This is a genomic window from Actinomadura luzonensis (assembly GCF_022664455.2).
GTDB lineage: Bacteria > Actinomycetota > Actinomycetes > Streptosporangiales > Streptosporangiaceae > Nonomuraea > Nonomuraea luzonensis.
This window is the reverse complement of sequence record NZ_JAKRKC020000002.1, coordinates 2,030,653-2,046,421: the sequence shown is the minus strand read 5'-3', so window position 1 is coordinate 2,046,421 and position 15,769 is coordinate 2,030,653. Positions and strand designations below refer to the sequence as shown.

General features: G+C 72.5%; 20 protein-coding genes. 8 read left to right on the top strand and 12 right to left on the bottom strand.

Translation table 11 applies throughout. From position 1 onward, the window contains the following. Positions 1-11: 11 nt before the first annotated feature. The gene (locus MF672_RS40005; protein WP_242377673.1) at positions 12-569 is read left to right on the top strand and encodes a hypothetical protein; all 558 of its coding nucleotides are present in this window, start codon (positions 12-14) and stop codon (positions 567-569) included. Here MF672_RS40005 and urtE read toward each other — a convergent pair whose 3' ends face one another. The 5 genes from urtE to urtA are packed head-to-tail and all read right to left on the bottom strand — an operon-like array spanning position 570 to position 5,045. Beyond that, complete coding sequence (gene urtE, locus MF672_RS40000) at positions 570-1,262, bottom strand: urea ABC transporter ATP-binding subunit UrtE (RefSeq protein ID WP_242377675.1); 693 nt, start codon at positions 1,260-1,262, stop codon at positions 570-572. Beyond that, positions 1,237-1,989 carry an urea ABC transporter ATP-binding protein UrtD gene (gene urtD, locus MF672_RS39995; protein ID WP_242377677.1) on the bottom strand — a complete coding sequence of 251 codons (753 nt, stop codon included), beginning with the start codon at positions 1,987-1,989 and terminating at the stop codon, positions 1,237-1,239. Before urtD ends, urtE begins: the two co-directional genes overlap by 26 nt. Next, complete coding sequence (gene urtC / locus MF672_RS39990) at positions 1,973-2,995, bottom strand: urea ABC transporter permease subunit UrtC (RefSeq protein WP_242377678.1); 1,023 nt, start codon at positions 2,993-2,995, stop codon at positions 1,973-1,975. Before urtC ends, urtD begins: the two co-directional genes overlap by 17 nt. Then, on the bottom strand, positions 2,992-3,840 hold the full coding sequence (gene urtB, locus MF672_RS39985; protein WP_242377679.1) for an urea ABC transporter permease subunit UrtB: 849 nt from the start codon (positions 3,838-3,840) through the stop codon (positions 2,992-2,994). The genes urtC and urtB overlap by 4 nt, the downstream gene beginning before the upstream one ends. Next, a complete protein-coding gene (gene urtA, locus MF672_RS39980) occupies positions 3,840-5,045 on the bottom strand; it encodes an urea ABC transporter substrate-binding protein (RefSeq protein WP_242377680.1) in 1,206 nt (401 codons plus the stop codon). Before urtA ends, urtB begins: the two co-directional genes overlap by 1 nt. A gap of 198 nt (positions 5,046-5,243) precedes the next feature. Here urtA and MF672_RS39975 point away from each other — a divergent pair, with 198 nt between their 5' ends. The 7 genes from MF672_RS39975 to MF672_RS39945 are packed head-to-tail and all read left to right on the top strand — an operon-like array spanning position 5,244 to position 10,260. Next, positions 5,244-5,546: an urease subunit gamma gene (locus tag MF672_RS39975; RefSeq protein WP_242377681.1), complete on the top strand. Its 303-nt coding sequence runs from the start codon at positions 5,244-5,246 to the stop codon at positions 5,544-5,546. Beyond that, positions 5,543-5,854 (top strand): urease subunit beta, encoded by a 312-nt coding sequence (locus MF672_RS39970; protein WP_242377682.1) that lies wholly within the window; start codon positions 5,543-5,545, stop codon positions 5,852-5,854. The genes MF672_RS39975 and MF672_RS39970 overlap by 4 nt, the downstream gene beginning before the upstream one ends. Further along, entirely contained in the window at positions 5,847-7,556 is a 1,710-nt protein-coding gene (locus tag MF672_RS39965; RefSeq protein ID WP_242377683.1) for an urease subunit alpha, read from the top strand. Before MF672_RS39970 ends, MF672_RS39965 begins: the two co-directional genes overlap by 8 nt. After that, on the top strand, positions 7,556-8,326 hold the full coding sequence (locus MF672_RS39960) for an urease accessory protein UreF (RefSeq protein WP_242377685.1): 771 nt from the start codon (positions 7,556-7,558) through the stop codon (positions 8,324-8,326). Before MF672_RS39965 ends, MF672_RS39960 begins: the two co-directional genes overlap by 1 nt. Before the next feature lie 14 nt (positions 8,327-8,340). Next, positions 8,341-9,012 (top strand): urease accessory protein UreG, encoded by a 672-nt coding sequence (gene ureG / locus MF672_RS39955; RefSeq protein WP_242377689.1) that lies wholly within the window; start codon positions 8,341-8,343, stop codon positions 9,010-9,012. Beyond that, positions 9,012-9,788: an urease accessory protein UreD gene (locus tag MF672_RS39950; RefSeq protein WP_242377690.1), complete on the top strand. Its 777-nt coding sequence runs from the start codon at positions 9,012-9,014 to the stop codon at positions 9,786-9,788. The genes ureG and MF672_RS39950 overlap by 1 nt, the downstream gene beginning before the upstream one ends. Before the next feature lie 4 nt (positions 9,789-9,792). Further along, a complete protein-coding gene (locus MF672_RS39945) occupies positions 9,793-10,260 on the top strand; it encodes a hypothetical protein (RefSeq protein ID WP_242377692.1) in 468 nt (155 codons plus the stop codon). On the opposite strand, the gene era is transcribed toward MF672_RS39945, so the two are convergent. The 7 genes from era to MF672_RS39910 all read right to left on the bottom strand — a co-directional run bounded on the left by era (position 10,261) and on the right by MF672_RS39910 (position 15,767). Further along, positions 10,261-11,169: a GTPase Era gene (gene era, locus MF672_RS39940; RefSeq protein ID WP_242377694.1), complete on the bottom strand. Its 909-nt coding sequence runs from the start codon at positions 11,167-11,169 to the stop codon at positions 10,261-10,263. 14 nt (positions 11,170-11,183) lie between these two features. Next, complete coding sequence (locus tag MF672_RS39935) at positions 11,184-11,657, bottom strand: NUDIX domain-containing protein (protein ID WP_242377771.1); 474 nt, start codon at positions 11,655-11,657, stop codon at positions 11,184-11,186. 7 nt (positions 11,658-11,664) lie between these two features. Then, positions 11,665-11,982 (bottom strand): cytidine deaminase-like protein, encoded by a 318-nt coding sequence (locus tag MF672_RS39930; RefSeq protein ID WP_242377696.1) that lies wholly within the window; start codon positions 11,980-11,982, stop codon positions 11,665-11,667. A 10-nt stretch (positions 11,983-11,992) separates the two neighbouring features. Then, positions 11,993-12,625 carry a hypothetical protein gene (locus tag MF672_RS39925; RefSeq protein WP_242377698.1) on the bottom strand — a complete coding sequence of 211 codons (633 nt, stop codon included), beginning with the start codon at positions 12,623-12,625 and terminating at the stop codon, positions 11,993-11,995. A gap of 327 nt (positions 12,626-12,952) precedes the next feature. Further along, positions 12,953-14,257 (bottom strand): hemolysin family protein, encoded by a 1,305-nt coding sequence (locus tag MF672_RS39920; protein WP_242377701.1) that lies wholly within the window; start codon positions 14,255-14,257, stop codon positions 12,953-12,955. Then, positions 14,254-14,730 carry an rRNA maturation RNase YbeY gene (gene ybeY / locus MF672_RS39915; RefSeq protein WP_242377711.1) on the bottom strand — a complete coding sequence of 159 codons (477 nt, stop codon included), beginning with the start codon at positions 14,728-14,730 and terminating at the stop codon, positions 14,254-14,256. Before ybeY ends, MF672_RS39920 begins: the two co-directional genes overlap by 4 nt. Beyond that, positions 14,727-15,767 (bottom strand): PhoH family protein, encoded by a 1,041-nt coding sequence (locus MF672_RS39910; protein ID WP_242377712.1) that lies wholly within the window; start codon positions 15,765-15,767, stop codon positions 14,727-14,729. The genes ybeY and MF672_RS39910 overlap by 4 nt, the downstream gene beginning before the upstream one ends. Between the last annotated feature and the right edge of the window lie 2 nt (positions 15,768-15,769).

The window sequence follows — 15,769 nt, the reverse complement described above, 5'->3', positions numbered from 1 at the left end:
AAGCTGATCCCATGATCAAGAAAAGCATCATGGCGGCGCTGGCGACGGCGGCCGCGCTCGCCCTGCTCCCCACCGCCCCCGCGGCGGCCGCCTCGATCGAGATCCGCCCCTCGCAGCCCGTGACGCTGAAGCAGGCGGACAGCAGGTTCCACTGCGCGACCAACGAGGTGCTGATCGGCCGCGAGCACCGCGGTGACGAGAACGGCGACACCACGTTCCGCTGCGGCCAGATCTGGATCGACGGCGTCCAGGCGACGGTGCTGAAGCTGGACATCTGGGGCACCAAGACCAAGGAGAGCAGCTCGAACTACGTCGCCCCCGCCAACAGCGCCATCTCCGGCATCTGGCATATCGGCGACGAGAACGGCGACACGATCTACTACCGTGCTCTGGTCTTCTGGCAGGGCAAGGCCGTGCAGATCACCCAGCAGGGCTGGTCGAGCTGGATGCGGGAGAGCAACCACGCCTGGTGGGGAGGCACCGGCGAGGTGATGACCGGCCGGCAGCACAGCGGCGACGAGAACGGCAACACCCGCTACCTGCCCGGCATCGTCTCCTTCTCCGGCTGATCAGACCGCCAGCAGCCGGCGCACCTCCTCACCCTGCAGCTCCTCGGCGTCCCCCGTCCGTACGACGTGCCCGGCGTCGAGGATGAGGAACCGGTCGGCCAGCCGCAGCGCGATGTCCAGGTACTGCTCGACCAGCAGCACCGCCAGCCCGGCGGCGTGCAGCCGCTCGATGGCGGCCTCGATCTCCAGGATGATCGACGGCTGGATGCCCTCGGTGGGCTCGTCCAGGATGAGCATCCGGGGCCGGGTGACCAGGGCGCGGGCCATGGCGAGCTGCTGCTGCTGGCCGCCGGACAGGTGCCCGGCGCTCCGCTTGAGCATGGGCCTGAGCGCCGGGAACAGGTCGAGGGCCTCGTCGACGGCCGCCTTCGGCTGCTTGGCGGCCTCGGCGGTGACCAGCAGGTTGCCCTGCACGGACAGTTGCGGGAAGCACGCGTGGCCCTGCGGCACGTAGCCCATGCCGAGCCGCACCCGCTCGTGCGGCTTGAGCCCGGTGACGTCACGGCCGTCGAACGAGACCCGGCCGGCCGTCGCCGGCAGCACGCCCATGACGGTGTTGAGCAGGGTGGTCTTGCCGACGCCGTTGCGGCCCATCACGCAGACGAGCTGACCGGGGCCCACCTCCAGCGACACTCCGAACAGGACCCGCGCCCGCCCGTACCCGGACTCAAGATCGTTCACCGACAGCAGCATCGCTCGGTCTCCTCCCCAGATAGACCTCCTGCACCCGCGGGTCGGCGCTGACCTGGTCCACCGACCCCTCCACGAGCACCTTGCCCTCGTGCAGCACGGTCACGGTGGAGGCGTGCCGCCGCAGGAACTCCATGTCGTGCTCGACCACGATCACCGTGTGGTCCTCGGCGATCTCGGTGAGCAGCCGGCCGGTGCGCGCGCGTTCCTCGCCGGACATGCCGGCCACCGGCTCGTCCAGCAGCAGCAGCCGGGGCCGCTGCGCCAGCAGCATCCCGATCTCCAGCCACTGACGCTGGCCGTGCGAGAGAACGCCGGCTGAACGTTCGGCGAGCTCTTCGAGGCCGGTCCGCTCCAGCGCCTCGGCGACGGCCTGCGTGGTGCCGCGGGTGCGGCGGGCCAGCGACCACAGCGGCCGGCGGAAGGAGGCGGCCAGGTCCAGGTTCTCCAGCACGGTCAGCTCCTCGAACACCACCGAGGTCTGGAACGTGCGGCCCACGCCGAGCCGGACGATGTGGTGCTCCTTGCGGCCCACCAGGTCGTACCCGGCGAAGCGCACACTCCCCGCCACCGGCCTGGTCAGGCCGGTGATGACGTCGATGAGCGTGGTCTTGCCCGCGCCGTTCGGCCCGATGAGGAAGCGCAGCTCGCCTTCGGGGACGGTGAGGTCCACGCCGTCGAGCGCCCGGTAGCCGTCGAACTCCACCCGCACGTCACGTAGTTCGAGCATGTCGCACCCTCCCGAGGAGGCCGGCGATCCCCTTCGGGGCCAGCGTCATGACCAGGATGAACAGGGCGCCCTGGAGGTAGAGCCAGCCGTCGGCGAACTGCTCGCTGAACGCGGTCTTGGCGTACCCCATGACGACCGCGCCGAGCACCGCCCCGGCGAGCGCGTGCCGCCCGCCGACCGCCACCGCGACCACCAGCTCCAGCGACGGCACGACGCCGAGCAGCGCGGGCGAGATGATGCCGACGACCGGCACGAACAGCGCTCCGGCGAGCCCCGCCATGCCCGCCGACAGCACGAAGGTGACGGTCTTGACCAGCGCCGGGTCGTAGCCCAGGAAGCGCACCCGGTCCTCGCCGTCGCGCACGGCGACCAGCAGCCGGCCGAAGCGGCCGGCCACGAGCTGCCGGGTGGCCAGGTAGAGCACGCCGAGCACGCCCGCCGTCACCAGGTAGAGGCCGCGCTGGGTGGAGTCGTCGGCGAGGTCCTGGCCGAACAGCTCGAAGAAGTTCGTCATGCCGTTGGTGCCGCCGGTCAGCCCCTGCTGGCCGACCAGCAGGATGACCAGGGCGGCGGCCAGCGCCTGGGTGAGGATCGCAAAGTACGCCCCCCGCACCCGCTGCCGGAACACCAGCGTGCCGAGCAGCGCCGCGAGCGCCATCGGCCCGAGCACGGCCGTCGCGAGCGCGAAGACGGGGTTCGCGAACGGCGTCCACAACGCGGGCAGGTCCTCGACGCCGCTCCACACCATGAAGTCCGGCAGCCCGCCGGGACCGGCCTCGGTCAGCTTGAGGTACATCGCCATCGCGTAGCCGCCGAGCCCGAAGAACACGCCCTGCCCGAGCGTGAGCATCCCGCCCTTGCCCCAGGCCAGGCCGATGCCGAGCGCGACGATCGCGTAGCAGAGGTACTTGGCCAGCAGCCCCAGCCGGAACGGCTCCAGCAGCAGCGGCGCGACGACCAGCGCGGCCACCGCGACGGCGGCGAACGGCAGATTCCGTCTGATCACGTCAGCACCCTCGACCTCATCACGAACATGCCCTGCGGCCGGACCTGGAGGAACGCGATGATCACGGCGAACACGATCACCTTGGCCAGTGAGGCGTCCGACCAGAACTCGGCGTAGGAGTTGAGCAGCCCGAGCCCGACGGCCGCCAGCACCGCCCCGCGGAGCTGCCCGAGGCCGCCCGCGACCACGACGAGGAAGGCGTCCACGATGTAGTACGTGCCGAGCGCCGGCCCGACCGGCCCGATGAGCGTGAGCGCCACCCCGGCGACCCCGGCGAGGCCGGAGCCGATGAAGAAGGTCAGCATGTCCACCCGCCCGGCGTCGATCCCGCTGGTGGCGGCGAGCCGCCGGTTCTGCACCACGGCCTGGGTGCGCCGGCCGAGCGCGGTCCGGTTGAGGTAGACCCAGACCGCGACCACGCCGGCCACGGCGAGCGCCATGATGAACAGCCGGTTGTAGGGCAGGATGCCCACGCCGCCGGCCAGCCAGGACGGCGCGGGCACCTGCACGTTCGGGGCGCCGAACAGGTCACGGGCGAGCTGCTGGAGCACCAGGCTGACGCCCCAGGTGAGCAGCAGCGTGTCCAGCGGGCGGCCGTAGAAGTGCCGGATCGCGGCCCGTTCGAGGATCAGCCCCATGACCCCGGCGACCAGGAACGCCGCCGGCAGCGCGAGCACGAGGTCGCCGATGAGGAACGCGGTGTACGCGCCCGCCATGATGAACTCCCCGTGCGCCATGTTGATCACGCCCATCTGGCCGAACGTGAACGTCAGCCCGAGCGCGATGAGCAGCAGCACCGCCCCGATGGACAGCCCGATGGGCAGCTGGTTGACGAAGGCCGTCATCAGGAGGCCGCCAGCCCGGCCGCCCAGGCGTAGCCCTTGAGGTACGGGTCCGGCTTGATCGGCTCGCCGGAGTCCCACACCTGCTTGATCAGGCCGTCGGGCTGGATGATGCCGATGCGGGCGGTCTTGTACATGTGCTGGTTCTCGCCGTCGATGGTGACCTTGCCCTCGGGGCGGTCGAGCGAGATGCCGGGCGCGGCCTTCTTCACGGCCTCGACCTCGGTGGTGCCGGCCTTCTTGACGGCCTCGGCCCACAGGTAGACGGCGTTGTAGCCGGCCTCCATGGGGTCGGAGGTGACCTTGTCGGCGCCGTACCTGGCCTTGTACGCCTTGACGAACGCCTCGTTGGCGGGGGTGTCGGTGGTCTGGTAGTAGTTCCAGGCGACCGGGTGGCCGGCGATGTTGTCCACGCCGATGCCGGTGACCTCCTCCTCGGCGACGCTGACCGACAGCACGGGCATCGCCTCGGCGCTGACGCCGGCGCTCTTGAGCTGCTTGAAGAAGGCGACGTTGCTGTCGCCGTTCAGGGTGTTGAAGACGGCGTCCGGCTTGGCCTGGACGACCTTGTTGACGAGGGTGGAGTACTCGGTGTGGCCGAGCGGGGTGTACTCCTCGCCGAGGATCTGCATGCCGTTGGCGGCGGCGTACGCTTTGATGATCTTGTTGGCGGTGCGCGGGAAGACGTAGTCGCTGCCGACCAGGAAGAGCTTCTTCTTGCCCTGCTCCTTCAGGTAGTCCAGGCCGGGGATGATCTGCTGGTTGGTGGTGGCGCCGGTGTAGAAGATGTACGGCGAGCTCTCCAGGCCCTCGTACTGCACCGGGTACCACAGCAGCGCCTTGTAGCGCTCGAAGACCGGCAGCATGGCCTTGCGGCTGGCGGAGGTCCAGCCGCCGAAGACGGTGGCGACCTTGTCCTGCCTGATGAGCTTGGTGGCCTTCTCGGCGAAGGTGGGCCAGTCGGAGGCGCCGTCCTCGACCACGGGAACGAGCTTCTTGCCGAGCACGCCGCCGGCCTTGTTGATCTCGTCGATGGCCAGCAGCTCGGCGTCGCGGACGGTGACCTCGCTGATCGCCATGGTCCCGCTGAGGGAGTGGAGGAGGCCGACCTTGATCTCGTGCTGCCCGGCGGCCGGCTGGGCGTCGGACCCGCAGGCCGCGAGGGCTAACAGGAGGGCGGCTGAGACAATCGGGCGGGAGATGCGCACGGCGGTTCCTTCCTGCCGACCGGTTCTGCGAGAAAGGTGACCCCGGCAGATTTCGCGGGTGGATCCCGGGCGTTAATACGCGTTTGCCGACTGTTCACAAGTGCACTTAATCCGTCATGTGGCGGTTCACCGCACCGCGAAACAGACCCGACATCCCCCGGCAACAGCCCGGAAACCGCCGCTTCCTAGGGTCCGGCCATGCGGCTTACCTCACACGAGCAGGAGCGGCTGCTCATCCACGTCGCCGCCGGGGTGGCGCGCGAGCGGCAGGCCAGGGGCCTGCGGCTCAACCACCCCGAGGCTACCGCGATCATCGCGTCGTTCCTCATGGAGGGGGCCAGGGACGGGCGCACCGTGGCCGAGCTGATGGAGGCCGGCCGGGCGGTGCTCGGCCGGGCCGACGTCATGGAGGGCGTGCCGGAGATGCTGGAGAGCGTGCAGATCGAGGCCACCTTCCCGGACGGCACCAAGCTCGTCACCGTGCACAGGCCGATCCCGTGATCCCCGGCGAGTACGCGCACCCCGAGGGCGCCCACCCGCTCAACCCGGGCCGCGAGCGGACGACGCTGCGCGTGGTCAACACCGCCGACCGGCCCGTCCAGGTGGGCTCGCACTACCACTTCGCCGCCGTCAACCCGGGGCTCGAGTTCGACAGGGACGCGGCGTGGGGCAAGCGGCTGGACGTGCCCGCCGGCACCGCCGTCCGGTTCGAGCCGGGCGTCGAGCGCGACGTCACGCTGGTGCCGCTGGCCGGCAACCGGATCGTCCCCGGCCTGCGGCCGGAGTGGGCGGGGCCGCTGGATGACTGAGATCAGCCGGGCCCGCTACGCCGCCCTGTACGGCCCCACCACCGGCGACCGGGTGCGGCTCGCCGACACCGACCTGTTCATCGAGGTCACCGAGGACCTGTCGATGGGCCCGGCCGGCGCCGGCGACGAGGCGGTGTTCGGCGGCGGCAAGGTCATCCGCGAGTCCATGGGGCAGGCCCGCGCCACCCGCGCCGAGGGCGCGATGGACCTGGTCATCACCGGCGCGGTCATCCTCGACCACTGGGGCGTGGTCAAGGCCGACGTCGGCGTCCGCGACGGCCGCGTCCACGGCATCGGCAAGGCCGGCAACCCCGACACCATGGACGGCGTGGACCTGGTGATCGGCCCGTCCACCGAGATCCTGTCCGGCAACGGCAAGATCCTCACCGCCGGGGCCGTCGACTCCCACGTCCACCTGATCTGCCCGCAGCTCCTCGACGAGGCCATCGGGTCCGGTGTCACCACGGTCGTCGGGGGCGGCACCGGGCCCGTGGACGGCACCAAGGCCACCACCGTGACCGGCGCCTGGTACCTCGGCCGCATGCTGGAGTCGCTCGACTCCTACCCGCTCAACTTCGCGCTGCTCGGCAAGGGCAACACGGTCAGCACCGAGGGCCTGCTGGAGCAGCTGCGGGCCGGCGCGTCGGGCTTCAAGCTGCACGAGGACTGGGGCTCCACCCCGGCGGCCATCGACGCCTGCCTCAGCGTGGCCGACGCCTCGGGGGTGCAGGTGACGATCCACACCGACACGCTGAACGAGGCCGGCTTCGTCGAGTCGACGCTGAAGGCGATCGGCGACCGGATGATCCACGCGTACCACACCGAGGGCGCGGGCGGCGGCCACGCCCCCGACATCATCCGCGTCGCCGCCTACCCCAACGTGCTGCCCTCCTCCACCAACCCCACCCGGCCGCACACCGTCAACACCCTCGACGAGCACCTCGACATGCTGATGGTCTGCCACCACCTCAACCCGTCGATCCCGGAGGACCTGGCCTTCGCCGAGTCGCGCATCCGGCCGACGACGATGGCCGCCGAGGACGTGCTGCACGACCTGGGCGCCATCTCCATGATCGGCTCGGACTCGCAGGCCATGGGCCGCATCGGCGAGACGATCATCCGCACCTGGCAGACCGCGCACGTCATGAAGGGCCGCCGGGGCGCGCTCGGCGACGGCCCGGCGGACAACCTGCGCGCCCGCCGCTACGTCGCGAAGTACACGATCTGCCCGGCCGTCGCGCACGGCCTGGACGGCGAGGTCGGCTCCGTCGAACGCGGCAAGCTCGCCGACCTCGTCCTGTGGGACCCGGCCTTCTTCGGCGTCAAACCGGACCTCGTGCTGAAGGGCGGCGTGGTGGCCTGGGCGCAGATGGGCGACGCCAACGCCTCCATCCCCACCCCGCAGCCGGTGCTGCCGCGGCCCATGTTCGGGGCCGCGCCGGTGACCGCGGCGGCCACGTCGCTGCACTTCGTCGCGCCGCTCGCGCTGGAGTCCGGGCTCGCCGACCGGCTGGCCGTGCGGCGGCGGCTCGCGCCGGTCGCGGACGTGCGGCGGCGCGGCAAGGCGGCCATGCCGCTCAACGACGCGCTGCCGCGGATCGAGGTCGCGGCGGACACGTTCGAGGTGCGGGTGGACGGCGAGCTGATCGAGCCCGCGCCGGCCGCCGCCCTGCCCATGGCCCAGCGGTACTTCCTGTTCTGATGCCGAACCCCGGACCGCCGAAGCCCGGACCGCCGAACCCCGGACCGCCGAACCCCGGACCGCTGGGCACCGGACTGCTGCTGCTCGCCGACTCCCGGCTGCCCGCCGGAGGGCACGCCCATTCGGGCGGCACCGAGCGGGCGATCGCGGCGGGGGCGGTGCACGACGTGCCGTCCCTGGAGCGGTTCCTGCGAGGCCGCCTGCACACGGCGGGCGCCCTCGCCGCCGCCCTGGCCGCCGCCGCGGCCCACCACGCCGCCACCCTTTCCACCGGCGCTCCCGCCGGCCCCGAGGGGAGCGGAACGGGGGACGGGGGCTGGGCGGGGCTGGAGACCGAGGCCGACGCCCGCACCGCCTCCCCCGCCCAGCGGGAGGCGTCCAGGACGCAGGGCCGCCTGCTGCTCCGCGTCGCCCGCCGGATCTGGCCGTCCCCCGTGCTGGACGGCCTGGCCGGGGAGGTGCCGAGCCCGCACCACCCGATCGTGCTCGGCGCGGCCGCGCACGCCGCCGGCGCGACGGCCGGGGAGGCCGCGCTCGCGGCGGCCTACCACGCGGTCAGCGGCCCGGCCACGGCGGCGGTCCGGCTGCTCGGCCTGGACCCGGTCGCCGTGCACGCCACGCTCGCCGCCCTCGCCCCCGACCTCGCCGCCGTGGCCGCCCGCCCGGCCGCGCCGCCCGCCTGGGCGGAGCTGCCCGCGCCGTCGGCCCCGGCCCTGGACCTGCTGGCCGAGCAGCACGTACGAGCCGAGACCCGCCTCTTCGTCTCCTAGGAAAGGGAAGCCACATGGGCGCCCACCACGACGACCACCACCACGCCCCGGACGGCCACGGCCGGGCGCTGCGCCTCGGCGTGGGCGGCCCCGTGGGCAGCGGCAAGACGGCCCTGGTGGCCGCGCTCTGCCGCACCCTCGGCCCGGAGCTGTCCCTCGGCGTGGTGACCAACGACATCTACACCACCGAGGACGCCGACTTCCTGCGCCGCACGGGCGTGCTCGACCCCGAGCGCATCCTGGCCGTCGAGACCGGCTGCTGCCCGCACACCGCGATCCGCGACGACATCGCCGCCAACCTCGACGCCGTCGAGACCCTGGAGCACCGCTTCGGGCCGCTCGACCTGGTGATCGTGGAGAGCGGCGGCGACAACCTGACCGCCACGTTCAGCCGGGGCCTCGCCGACCGGCAGATCTTCGTCCTGGACGTGTCCGGCGGCGACAAGGTACCGCGCAAGGGCGGCCCCGGCGTCACCACCGCCGACCTGCTGGTGATCAACAAGACCGACCTGGCCCCGCTGGTGGGCGCCGACCTCGGCGTCATGGACCGGGACGCGGCGACGGTGCGCGGCGCGCGGCCGGTGCTGTTCACCTCGATCCGCCGGGAGCCGTCGGCCGCCGACGTCGCGACCTGGGTGCGCGAGCAGGTCGCCGCCTGGTCGCGGACCCACGCGACCTCCGGGTGATGCCGATCCGCAGCGCCGTCCGGGCGAGCGCCGCCGTGGCGACGGACCTCGGGCCGGGCGGGCGCACGGTCCTGCGCCGGCTGGCCTCCGCCCCGCCGCTGACGCTGCGCCAGACCGGCCCGCGCACCGTCCACCTGGTCTCGACGGCCGCCGGGCCGCTCGGCGGCGACCGCCTGGCCCTCGACCTCGACCTCGCCCCCGGCACCGCGCTGGAGCTGGGCTCGGTGGCGAGCACGCTGGTCCTGCCCGGCCCCGGCGAGTCGGAGATGCTGGTCACCGCCCGGGTGGGGGCGGGGGCGCGGCTCCGCTTCGCGCCCGAGCCGACGGTGCTCGCGGCCGGCTGCGCGCACCGGCTGGTCGTCCGGCTGGAGCTGGAGCCGGGCGCGAGCGTGTCGTGGCGCGAGGAGCTGGTGCTCGGCCGGCACGGCGAGCGGCCCGGCCGCTGCCGCACCCGCTTCGACGCCACCCTCGCCGGCCGGCCGCTGCTGCGCCAGGAGCTCACCGTGGGCGATCCCGGCCTGGACGGCTCGCCCGCCGTGCTCGGCGGGGCCCGCTGCACCGGGACCGTGTTCCTCACCGCCACCGCGAAGGAGCCGCTGGTCTCCGACGGGGTCGCGGTGCTGCCGCTGGCGGCGTCCGGCACGCTGGTCTCCGCCCTCGCCGCCGACGCGGTGGAGCTGCGCGCCCGCCTGGAACGGGGCGAGTCGGCGGTGTCCGGAGATGGTGACGACAGCGTTGCGTACCGTGGCCGCGAGGGCGAACCCGGCATACGCTGATCTCGTGGACCTCCAGCCCGCCCGCCTTCCGCCCGCTCGCCTCGCCCGCGGCTACCCGCTGGCCGTGACCGCCGTCGCCGCGCTGCTCGTGTTCTGCGCGGTCCTGCCCTGGGCCGGCGTCGAGGCCAGGATCGGCCTGCTCGGCTCCGGCTTCGCCGGCGAGGTGCGCGGCATCGACGACGCGCTCGGCGTCTACACGCTGCTGGCCGGGCTCGCGGCGCTGGCCTGCGGGCTGGCCGGGCTGCTCGCCCACCCCCGGCTCGCCGCGCTCGCGGTGCTGCCCGGCGCGGTGGCGACGGCCGCCACCCTGCTGTTCCAGCTCCAGGGGCACGGCCTGCGCGACCGCGTCTCGCTGGACCTCGGCCTGCTGTCGGTCACGCCGGTGACCAGGGGCGGCTGGTTCGCCACCCTGGCCTGCGCCCTCGCGCTCGTCGTCCTCGGGCTGCTCGCGCTCCTGCGCCGGGCCCGGTGATCAGTCGTAGAAGCCGAGGCGGCGCAGCTGCTTGGGGTCGCGCTGCCAGTCCTTGGCCACGCTGATGCGCAGGTCGAGATAGACGCGGGTGCCGAGCAGCGCCTCGATCTGCTTGCGGGCCTTGGTGCCCACCTCGCGCAGCCGCTCGCCCTTGTGCCCGATGACGATGGCCTTCTGCGAGGGCCGCTCGACGAACATGTGGGCGTAGATGTCGAGCAGGTCGTCACGCCCCTCCCGGGGCATCATCTCGTCGACCACCACGGCGATGGAGTGCGGCAGCTCGTCGCGCACGCCCTCCAGCGCCGCCTCCCTGATCAGCTCGCCCACCAGCACCTGCTCCGGCTCGTCGGTCAGCGTGCCGTCCTCGTAGAGGGGCGGCGACTCCGGCAGGTGCTTGATCAGCACGTCGCCCACCACGTCGAGCTGCTCGCCGGACTGCGCCGAGACCGGCACCACGTCGGCGAACTCCGCGATGCGCGACACCGCGAGCAGCTGCTCGGCGATCTGCTCGCGCGAGGCCAGGTCGCACTTGGTGACCACGGCCACCACCGGCGTCTTCTTCACCGCCGCCAGCTTGTCGGCGATGAACCGGTCGCCCTTGCCGATCGGCTCGTTCGCCGGGACGCAGAAGCCGATCACGTCCACCTCGGTCAGCGTGGACAGCACCAGGCTGTCCAGCCGCTCGCCGAGCAGCGTGCGCGGGCGGTGCAGGCCAGGGGTGTCGACGATGACGAGCTGGGCGTCGGGGCGGTGCACGATGCCGCGGATCGCCCGCCGCGTGGTCTGCGGCTTGGACGAGGTGATCGCCACCTTCGAGCCGACCAGGGCGTTCATCAGCGTGGACTTGCCGACGTTCGGCCTCCCCACGAAGCAGGCGAATCCGGCACGGTGGCTGTCTGGCGATGTCACCCCTGCATTGTGTCCTATCGGCGGCCCTGTTCACGCCACCAGGCGAACGCCTCCGGCGCCACCTGCGGGGTCGACGGAGTGACCGCCAGCCCGGCCAGCTCGTCCTCGCCGACCCAGCGGAAGGCGGTGAGCTCGTCGCCGTCGGGCTCGGGCACGCCGGAGACGATCGCGCAGGCGTAACAGACGTTGACGTAGGCGACCTGGTGGCCGTTGGGGTAGACCGTGCGGAACTCGGGGCCGCCGTAGACGCCGATCAGGCCGCGTACCTCGATCTCGATGCCGAGCTCCTCGCGCAGCTCCCTGACCACGGCGTCCTGCGGGCGCTCGTCGGGGTCGACGCCGCCGCCGGGGGCCGCCCAGCGGCCCACGTCCCGGTGGTGGGCGACCAGGAGGCGGCCGGCCTCGTCGAAGACGAAGCCGGACACCGCGGGCAGCACGAGCAGCTCGGCGCCCACCTTCTCCCGCAGCCTGGCCAGGAACGGGGACATCGGCACGTCAGCCCCGCAGGGTGCCGTCGGGACCGGCCACGAGCAGCGAGGCGACCCCCAGCTCGGCCGCCACCGCCGTGTCGTCGGCGGCCGGCTCGCCCTCGGTCACCAGCGCGACCGCCTCCAGGGAGCGGGCGCCACTGGAGATCGCCATGGCCACGGCCACCTGCACCGCCGAGAGCGTGAGCGCGGCCAGCTTGACGTTCGTCGCCGCGTACGTGCGGCCGGTCTCGTCGCGCACCGCCGCGCCCTCGGCCGAGCCGTTGCGCGCCCGCGCCGAACGCGCCAGCGTGATGATCTTGCTGTCTTCAGGATCGAGAGTCACGCGCTCTAGGTTAAGCGCCGGCCATCGCGATGGCCGCCTCGACCACCTGGCGGGTCCGCGCCGGGTCCACGTCGTTCATCCCCGCGTGCACCACCGACACGAGCGTGTCGCCCACCCGGGAGAAGACCACGTCCAGCGCGTACGGGTACCCGTGCAGCCGCCCCTGCAGCCGCGCGCCCACGGCCTCGTCCCCCGCGTCCCGCATCGGCAGCTCACTCAGCCGCAGGTCGGTGCCCGACGAGGTGCGCACCGCCCGGCACGCCTCGCGCGCCCTGGCCAGCTCGTCCAGGTGCGCCCCCGCCTCCTCGCCCGCGTACCGGGCCAGCCCCACGGCCGCCTGCTCCCCCAGCCCGTCGCCCTGGTAGCTGACCGCCGCCTGCGCGGTGAGCGCCTGGCCCGGGGCGTGCCCGCCGGCCGGCGCGAGCAGCGCCCGGCAGCTCCGCTGCGCCGCGCCGAACGGCATCCGCCACGCCTGGTCCGGCCGGGGCGTGAAGCCGTCAGGCAGGCGCGGCTCCTTGGTGAGCACCTCGCGCAGCTGCGCCATGGCCCGCGGGTCGATGAAGCTCTCCGCGCCCTCGCCCCCGCACCCCGCCAGCAGCCCCGCGAGCAGGGCCACGGCGACGATCCCCGGTCTTCGTCTCATGATTCCCCCGCGCTGATTCCCCCGCGCTGATTCCCCGCGCCGATTCCTCTGGCGCGGAGCCTGCCCGGCCGGAGCCCATGAACATCCCGCGGACGCGCAAAAAGGGTGCCCCCGTCCGGTCTGCCGGACGGGAGCACCCTTCACGCCGACCAGCGTCCCAGCCGGCCACCCGGCCGAAACGCTGTCGTCCCCCCTGGAAACATCCTCCCGCCGCGAACCCCACCCGGCGTTCGGATGCCTCCCCCTTTGACACCCACCGCACTGGATGTCGTGGTCAAAGAGTGCCGGGAGGCGCTTGCAGAAAACTTGTAGAACGCTTGCCCGCGCTCACTCCTGGCCGGCGCCGGCCGGGACCGACGCCTCGTCCTCCTCCTGCGCGACGACGCGGCGCACCACGACCGTGCTGATGCGGTTGCGCCGGCCCGCCAGCGTCTCCGCGGTCAGCGACAGCCCGGCCACCTCGGCGTGGGAGCCGGCGATCGGCACCCGGCCGAGGGCGTGGGCCAGCAGGCCGCCCACGGTCTCCACGTCGTCGACCTCGATCTCGGTGTCGAACAGCTCGGCCAGCTCGTCCACCGGCATCCGCGCGGTCACCCGCAGCGCGCCGTCGGGGACGCGCTCCACGCGGGGCGCCTCCTGGTCGTACTCGTCGGTGATCTCGCCGACGATCTCCTCCAGGACGTCCTCGATGGTGACCAGGCCGGCCGTGCCGCCGTACTCGTCGATGACGATGGCGATGTGGATCTGCCGGGCCTGCATCTCCCGCATGAGCTGGTCGATGGGCTTGCTCTCGGGCACGTACGCCGCCGGCCGCATGATCGTCTCGACCGGCTCCTTGCCGCCGCCCTCGCCCGACTCGTGGATCTTGCGGGCGATGTCCTTGAGATAGGCGATGCCGACGACGTCGTCCTCGTTCTCGCCCACCACCGGGATGCGGGAGAAGCCGCTGCGCAGCGCCAGCGACAACGCCTGGCTGATGGTCTTGCCGCGCTCGATGTAGACCATGTCGGTGCGCGGCACCATCACCTCGCGCACCAGCGTGTCACCCAGCTCGAAGACCGAATGGATCATCTCGCGCTCGTCCGGCTCGATCACCCGGCGCTCCTCGGCCAGGTCGACCAGGTCGCGCAGCTCGGCCTCCGAGGTGAACGGGCCGTCGCGGAAGCCCTTGCCGGGCGTCAGCGCGTTGCCGAGCAGGATGAGCAGCTTGGGCAGCGGGCCGAAGATGCGGGTCAGCCCGTACACGACGGGCGCGCCCGCCAGCGCGACCGGCTCGGCGTGCTGCCGGCCGAGGGTGCGGGGCATGACGCCGACCACCACGTAGCTGACCACGATCATCACGACCGCGGCCCAGACGTAGGCCCAGCCCTGGTCGTGCATGAGGTCGATGAACAGCAGCGTGGCGATCACCGTGGCCACCAGCTCACAGCTCAGCCGCAGCAGCAGGAGCAGGTTGAGGTAGCGCGGCGGGTCGGTCACGATGGCCTGCAGCCGCTGCGCCCCCCGCCGCCCCTCGCGGGCGAACTCCTCGGCCCGCACCCGCGAGATGCGCGTCAGCGCGGTCTCCGCACTGGCGATCAGGCCACCGATGATCACCAGAGCGACGGCCGAGAGCAACCAGGGCACGTTCACCGCGGGTTGCGCACCTCCTGCCACGACTCCAGGAGCTGGGCCTGGAGCCCGAACATCTCCTTGTGCTCCTCCGGCTCGGCGTGGTCGTAGCCCAGCAGATGGAGGATGCCGTGCGTGCACAGCAGCTCCAGCTCGTCGGAGGTGGCGTGACCGGCCTCCTCGGCCTGCCGCGCGGCCACCTGCGGGCACAGCACCACGTCGCCGAGCAGCGCCGGGTCGGCCGGGCTCTCGGAGTCGCCGCGCGCCCCGCCGCCGGGACGCAGCTCGTCCATGGGGAAGGCCAGCACGTCGGTCGGGCCCGGCTCGCCCATCCACTTCTCGTGCAGCTCCGCCATGGCGTCCTCGTCGACCACGACGATGGACAGCTCGGCGAGCGGGTTGATGCCCATCTCGCCGAGCACGTGGCCGGCCAGCGCGACCAGGCCCTCCTCGTCCACGCCCACGCCGGACTCGTTGTTGATCTCGATGCTCATGTGCGCCGCTTCCCCCGCTGCTGGATGGCCTTGGGCTCCTGGGCGGCCTGTGTGGCGTCGTAGCGGCCGTAGGCGTCGACGATCTCGCTCACCAGCTTGTGCCGCACGACGTCGGCGCTGGACAGGCGGGCGAAGTGGATGTCGGGGATGCCGTCGAGGATCTCCTGGACCACCCGCAGCCCGCTCACCGTGCCCGAGGGCAGGTCGACCTGCGTGACGTCACCGGTGACCACGATCTTGGAGTTGAACCCCAGCCGGGTGAGGAACATCTTCATCTGCTCGGCCGAGGAGTTCTGGGCCTCGTCGAGGATGATGAAGGCGTCGTTCAGCGTACGGCCGCGCATGTACGCCAGCGGCGCGACCTCGATCGTGCCCGCGGCCATCAGCTTCGGGATCGAGTCGGGGTCGACCATGTCGTGCAGGGCGTCGTAGAGCGGGCGCAGGTAGGGGTCGATCTTCTCGTACAGCGTGCCGGGCAGGAAGCCGAGGCGCTCGCCCGCCTCGACCGCCGGCCGCGTCAGGATGATGCGGTTGACCCGCTTCTCCTGCAGCGCCCGCACGGCCTTGGCCATGGCGAGGTAGGTCTTGCCGGTGCCGGCGGGGCCGATGCCGAACACGATCGTGTGTTTGTCGATCGCGTCGACGTAGCGCTTCTGGTTGACGGTCTTCGGCCTGATGGTGCGGCCGCGCGAGGACAGGATGTCGAGCGACAGCACCTCGGCGGGGCGCTCGGAGGTCATGCGGAGCATGGCGATGCTGCGCTCGACCGCGTCGGGGGTCAGCTCACCGCCGCTGCGCAGCACCTCGACGAGCTCTTCGAACAGGCGCACGACGGCGCCGCTCTCGTCCGGGCTGCCGGTGACGGTGATCTCGTTGCCCCGTACGTGGATGTCGGCCCTGAAAGCGCCCTCGATGACGCGTAGCAGCTCGTCGCGGGAGCCGAGGAGGCTGACCATCGGGTATTCGTCCGGAATCAGCACCTTGGCTTGTGTGCGCGAGGGAGGTGCCGTTCGTCGGGATTCATGTAGTTCGGACATGG

Bases quoted from the DNA above. Each gene is read 5' to 3' on its own strand.
- MF672_RS39910 (WP_242377712.1), bottom strand. From the start codon at position 15,767: ATGTCCGAACTACATGAATCCCGACGAACGGCACCTCCCTCGCGCACA.
- MF672_RS39960 (WP_242377685.1), top strand. From the start codon at position 7,556: ATGCCGAACCCCGGACCGCCGAAGCCCGGACCGCCGAACCCCGGACCG.
- MF672_RS39965 (WP_242377683.1), top strand. From the start codon at position 5,847: ATGACTGAGATCAGCCGGGCCCGCTACGCCGCCCTGTACGGCCCCACC.
- urtB (WP_242377679.1), bottom strand. From the start codon at position 3,840: ATGACGGCCTTCGTCAACCAGCTGCCCATCGGGCTGTCCATCGGGGCG.
- MF672_RS39925 (WP_242377698.1), bottom strand. From the start codon at position 12,625: ATGAGACGAAGACCGGGGATCGTCGCCGTGGCCCTGCTCGCGGGGCTG.
- urtE (WP_242377675.1), bottom strand. From the start codon at position 1,262: ATGCTGCTGTCGGTGAACGATCTTGAGTCCGGGTACGGGCGGGCGCGG.
- ybeY (WP_242377711.1), bottom strand. From the start codon at position 14,730: ATGAGCATCGAGATCAACAACGAGTCCGGCGTGGGCGTGGACGAGGAG.
- ureG (WP_242377689.1), top strand. From the start codon at position 8,341: ATGGGCGCCCACCACGACGACCACCACCACGCCCCGGACGGCCACGGC.
- MF672_RS40005 (WP_242377673.1), top strand. From the start codon at position 12: ATGATCAAGAAAAGCATCATGGCGGCGCTGGCGACGGCGGCCGCGCTC.
- urtD (WP_242377677.1), bottom strand. From the start codon at position 1,989: ATGCTCGAACTACGTGACGTGCGGGTGGAGTTCGACGGCTACCGGGCG.
- MF672_RS39950 (WP_242377690.1), top strand. From the start codon at position 9,012: ATGCCGATCCGCAGCGCCGTCCGGGCGAGCGCCGCCGTGGCGACGGAC.
- MF672_RS39975 (WP_242377681.1), top strand. From the start codon at position 5,244: ATGCGGCTTACCTCACACGAGCAGGAGCGGCTGCTCATCCACGTCGCC.
- MF672_RS39935 (WP_242377771.1), bottom strand. From the start codon at position 11,657: ATGTCCCCGTTCCTGGCCAGGCTGCGGGAGAAGGTGGGCGCCGAGCTG.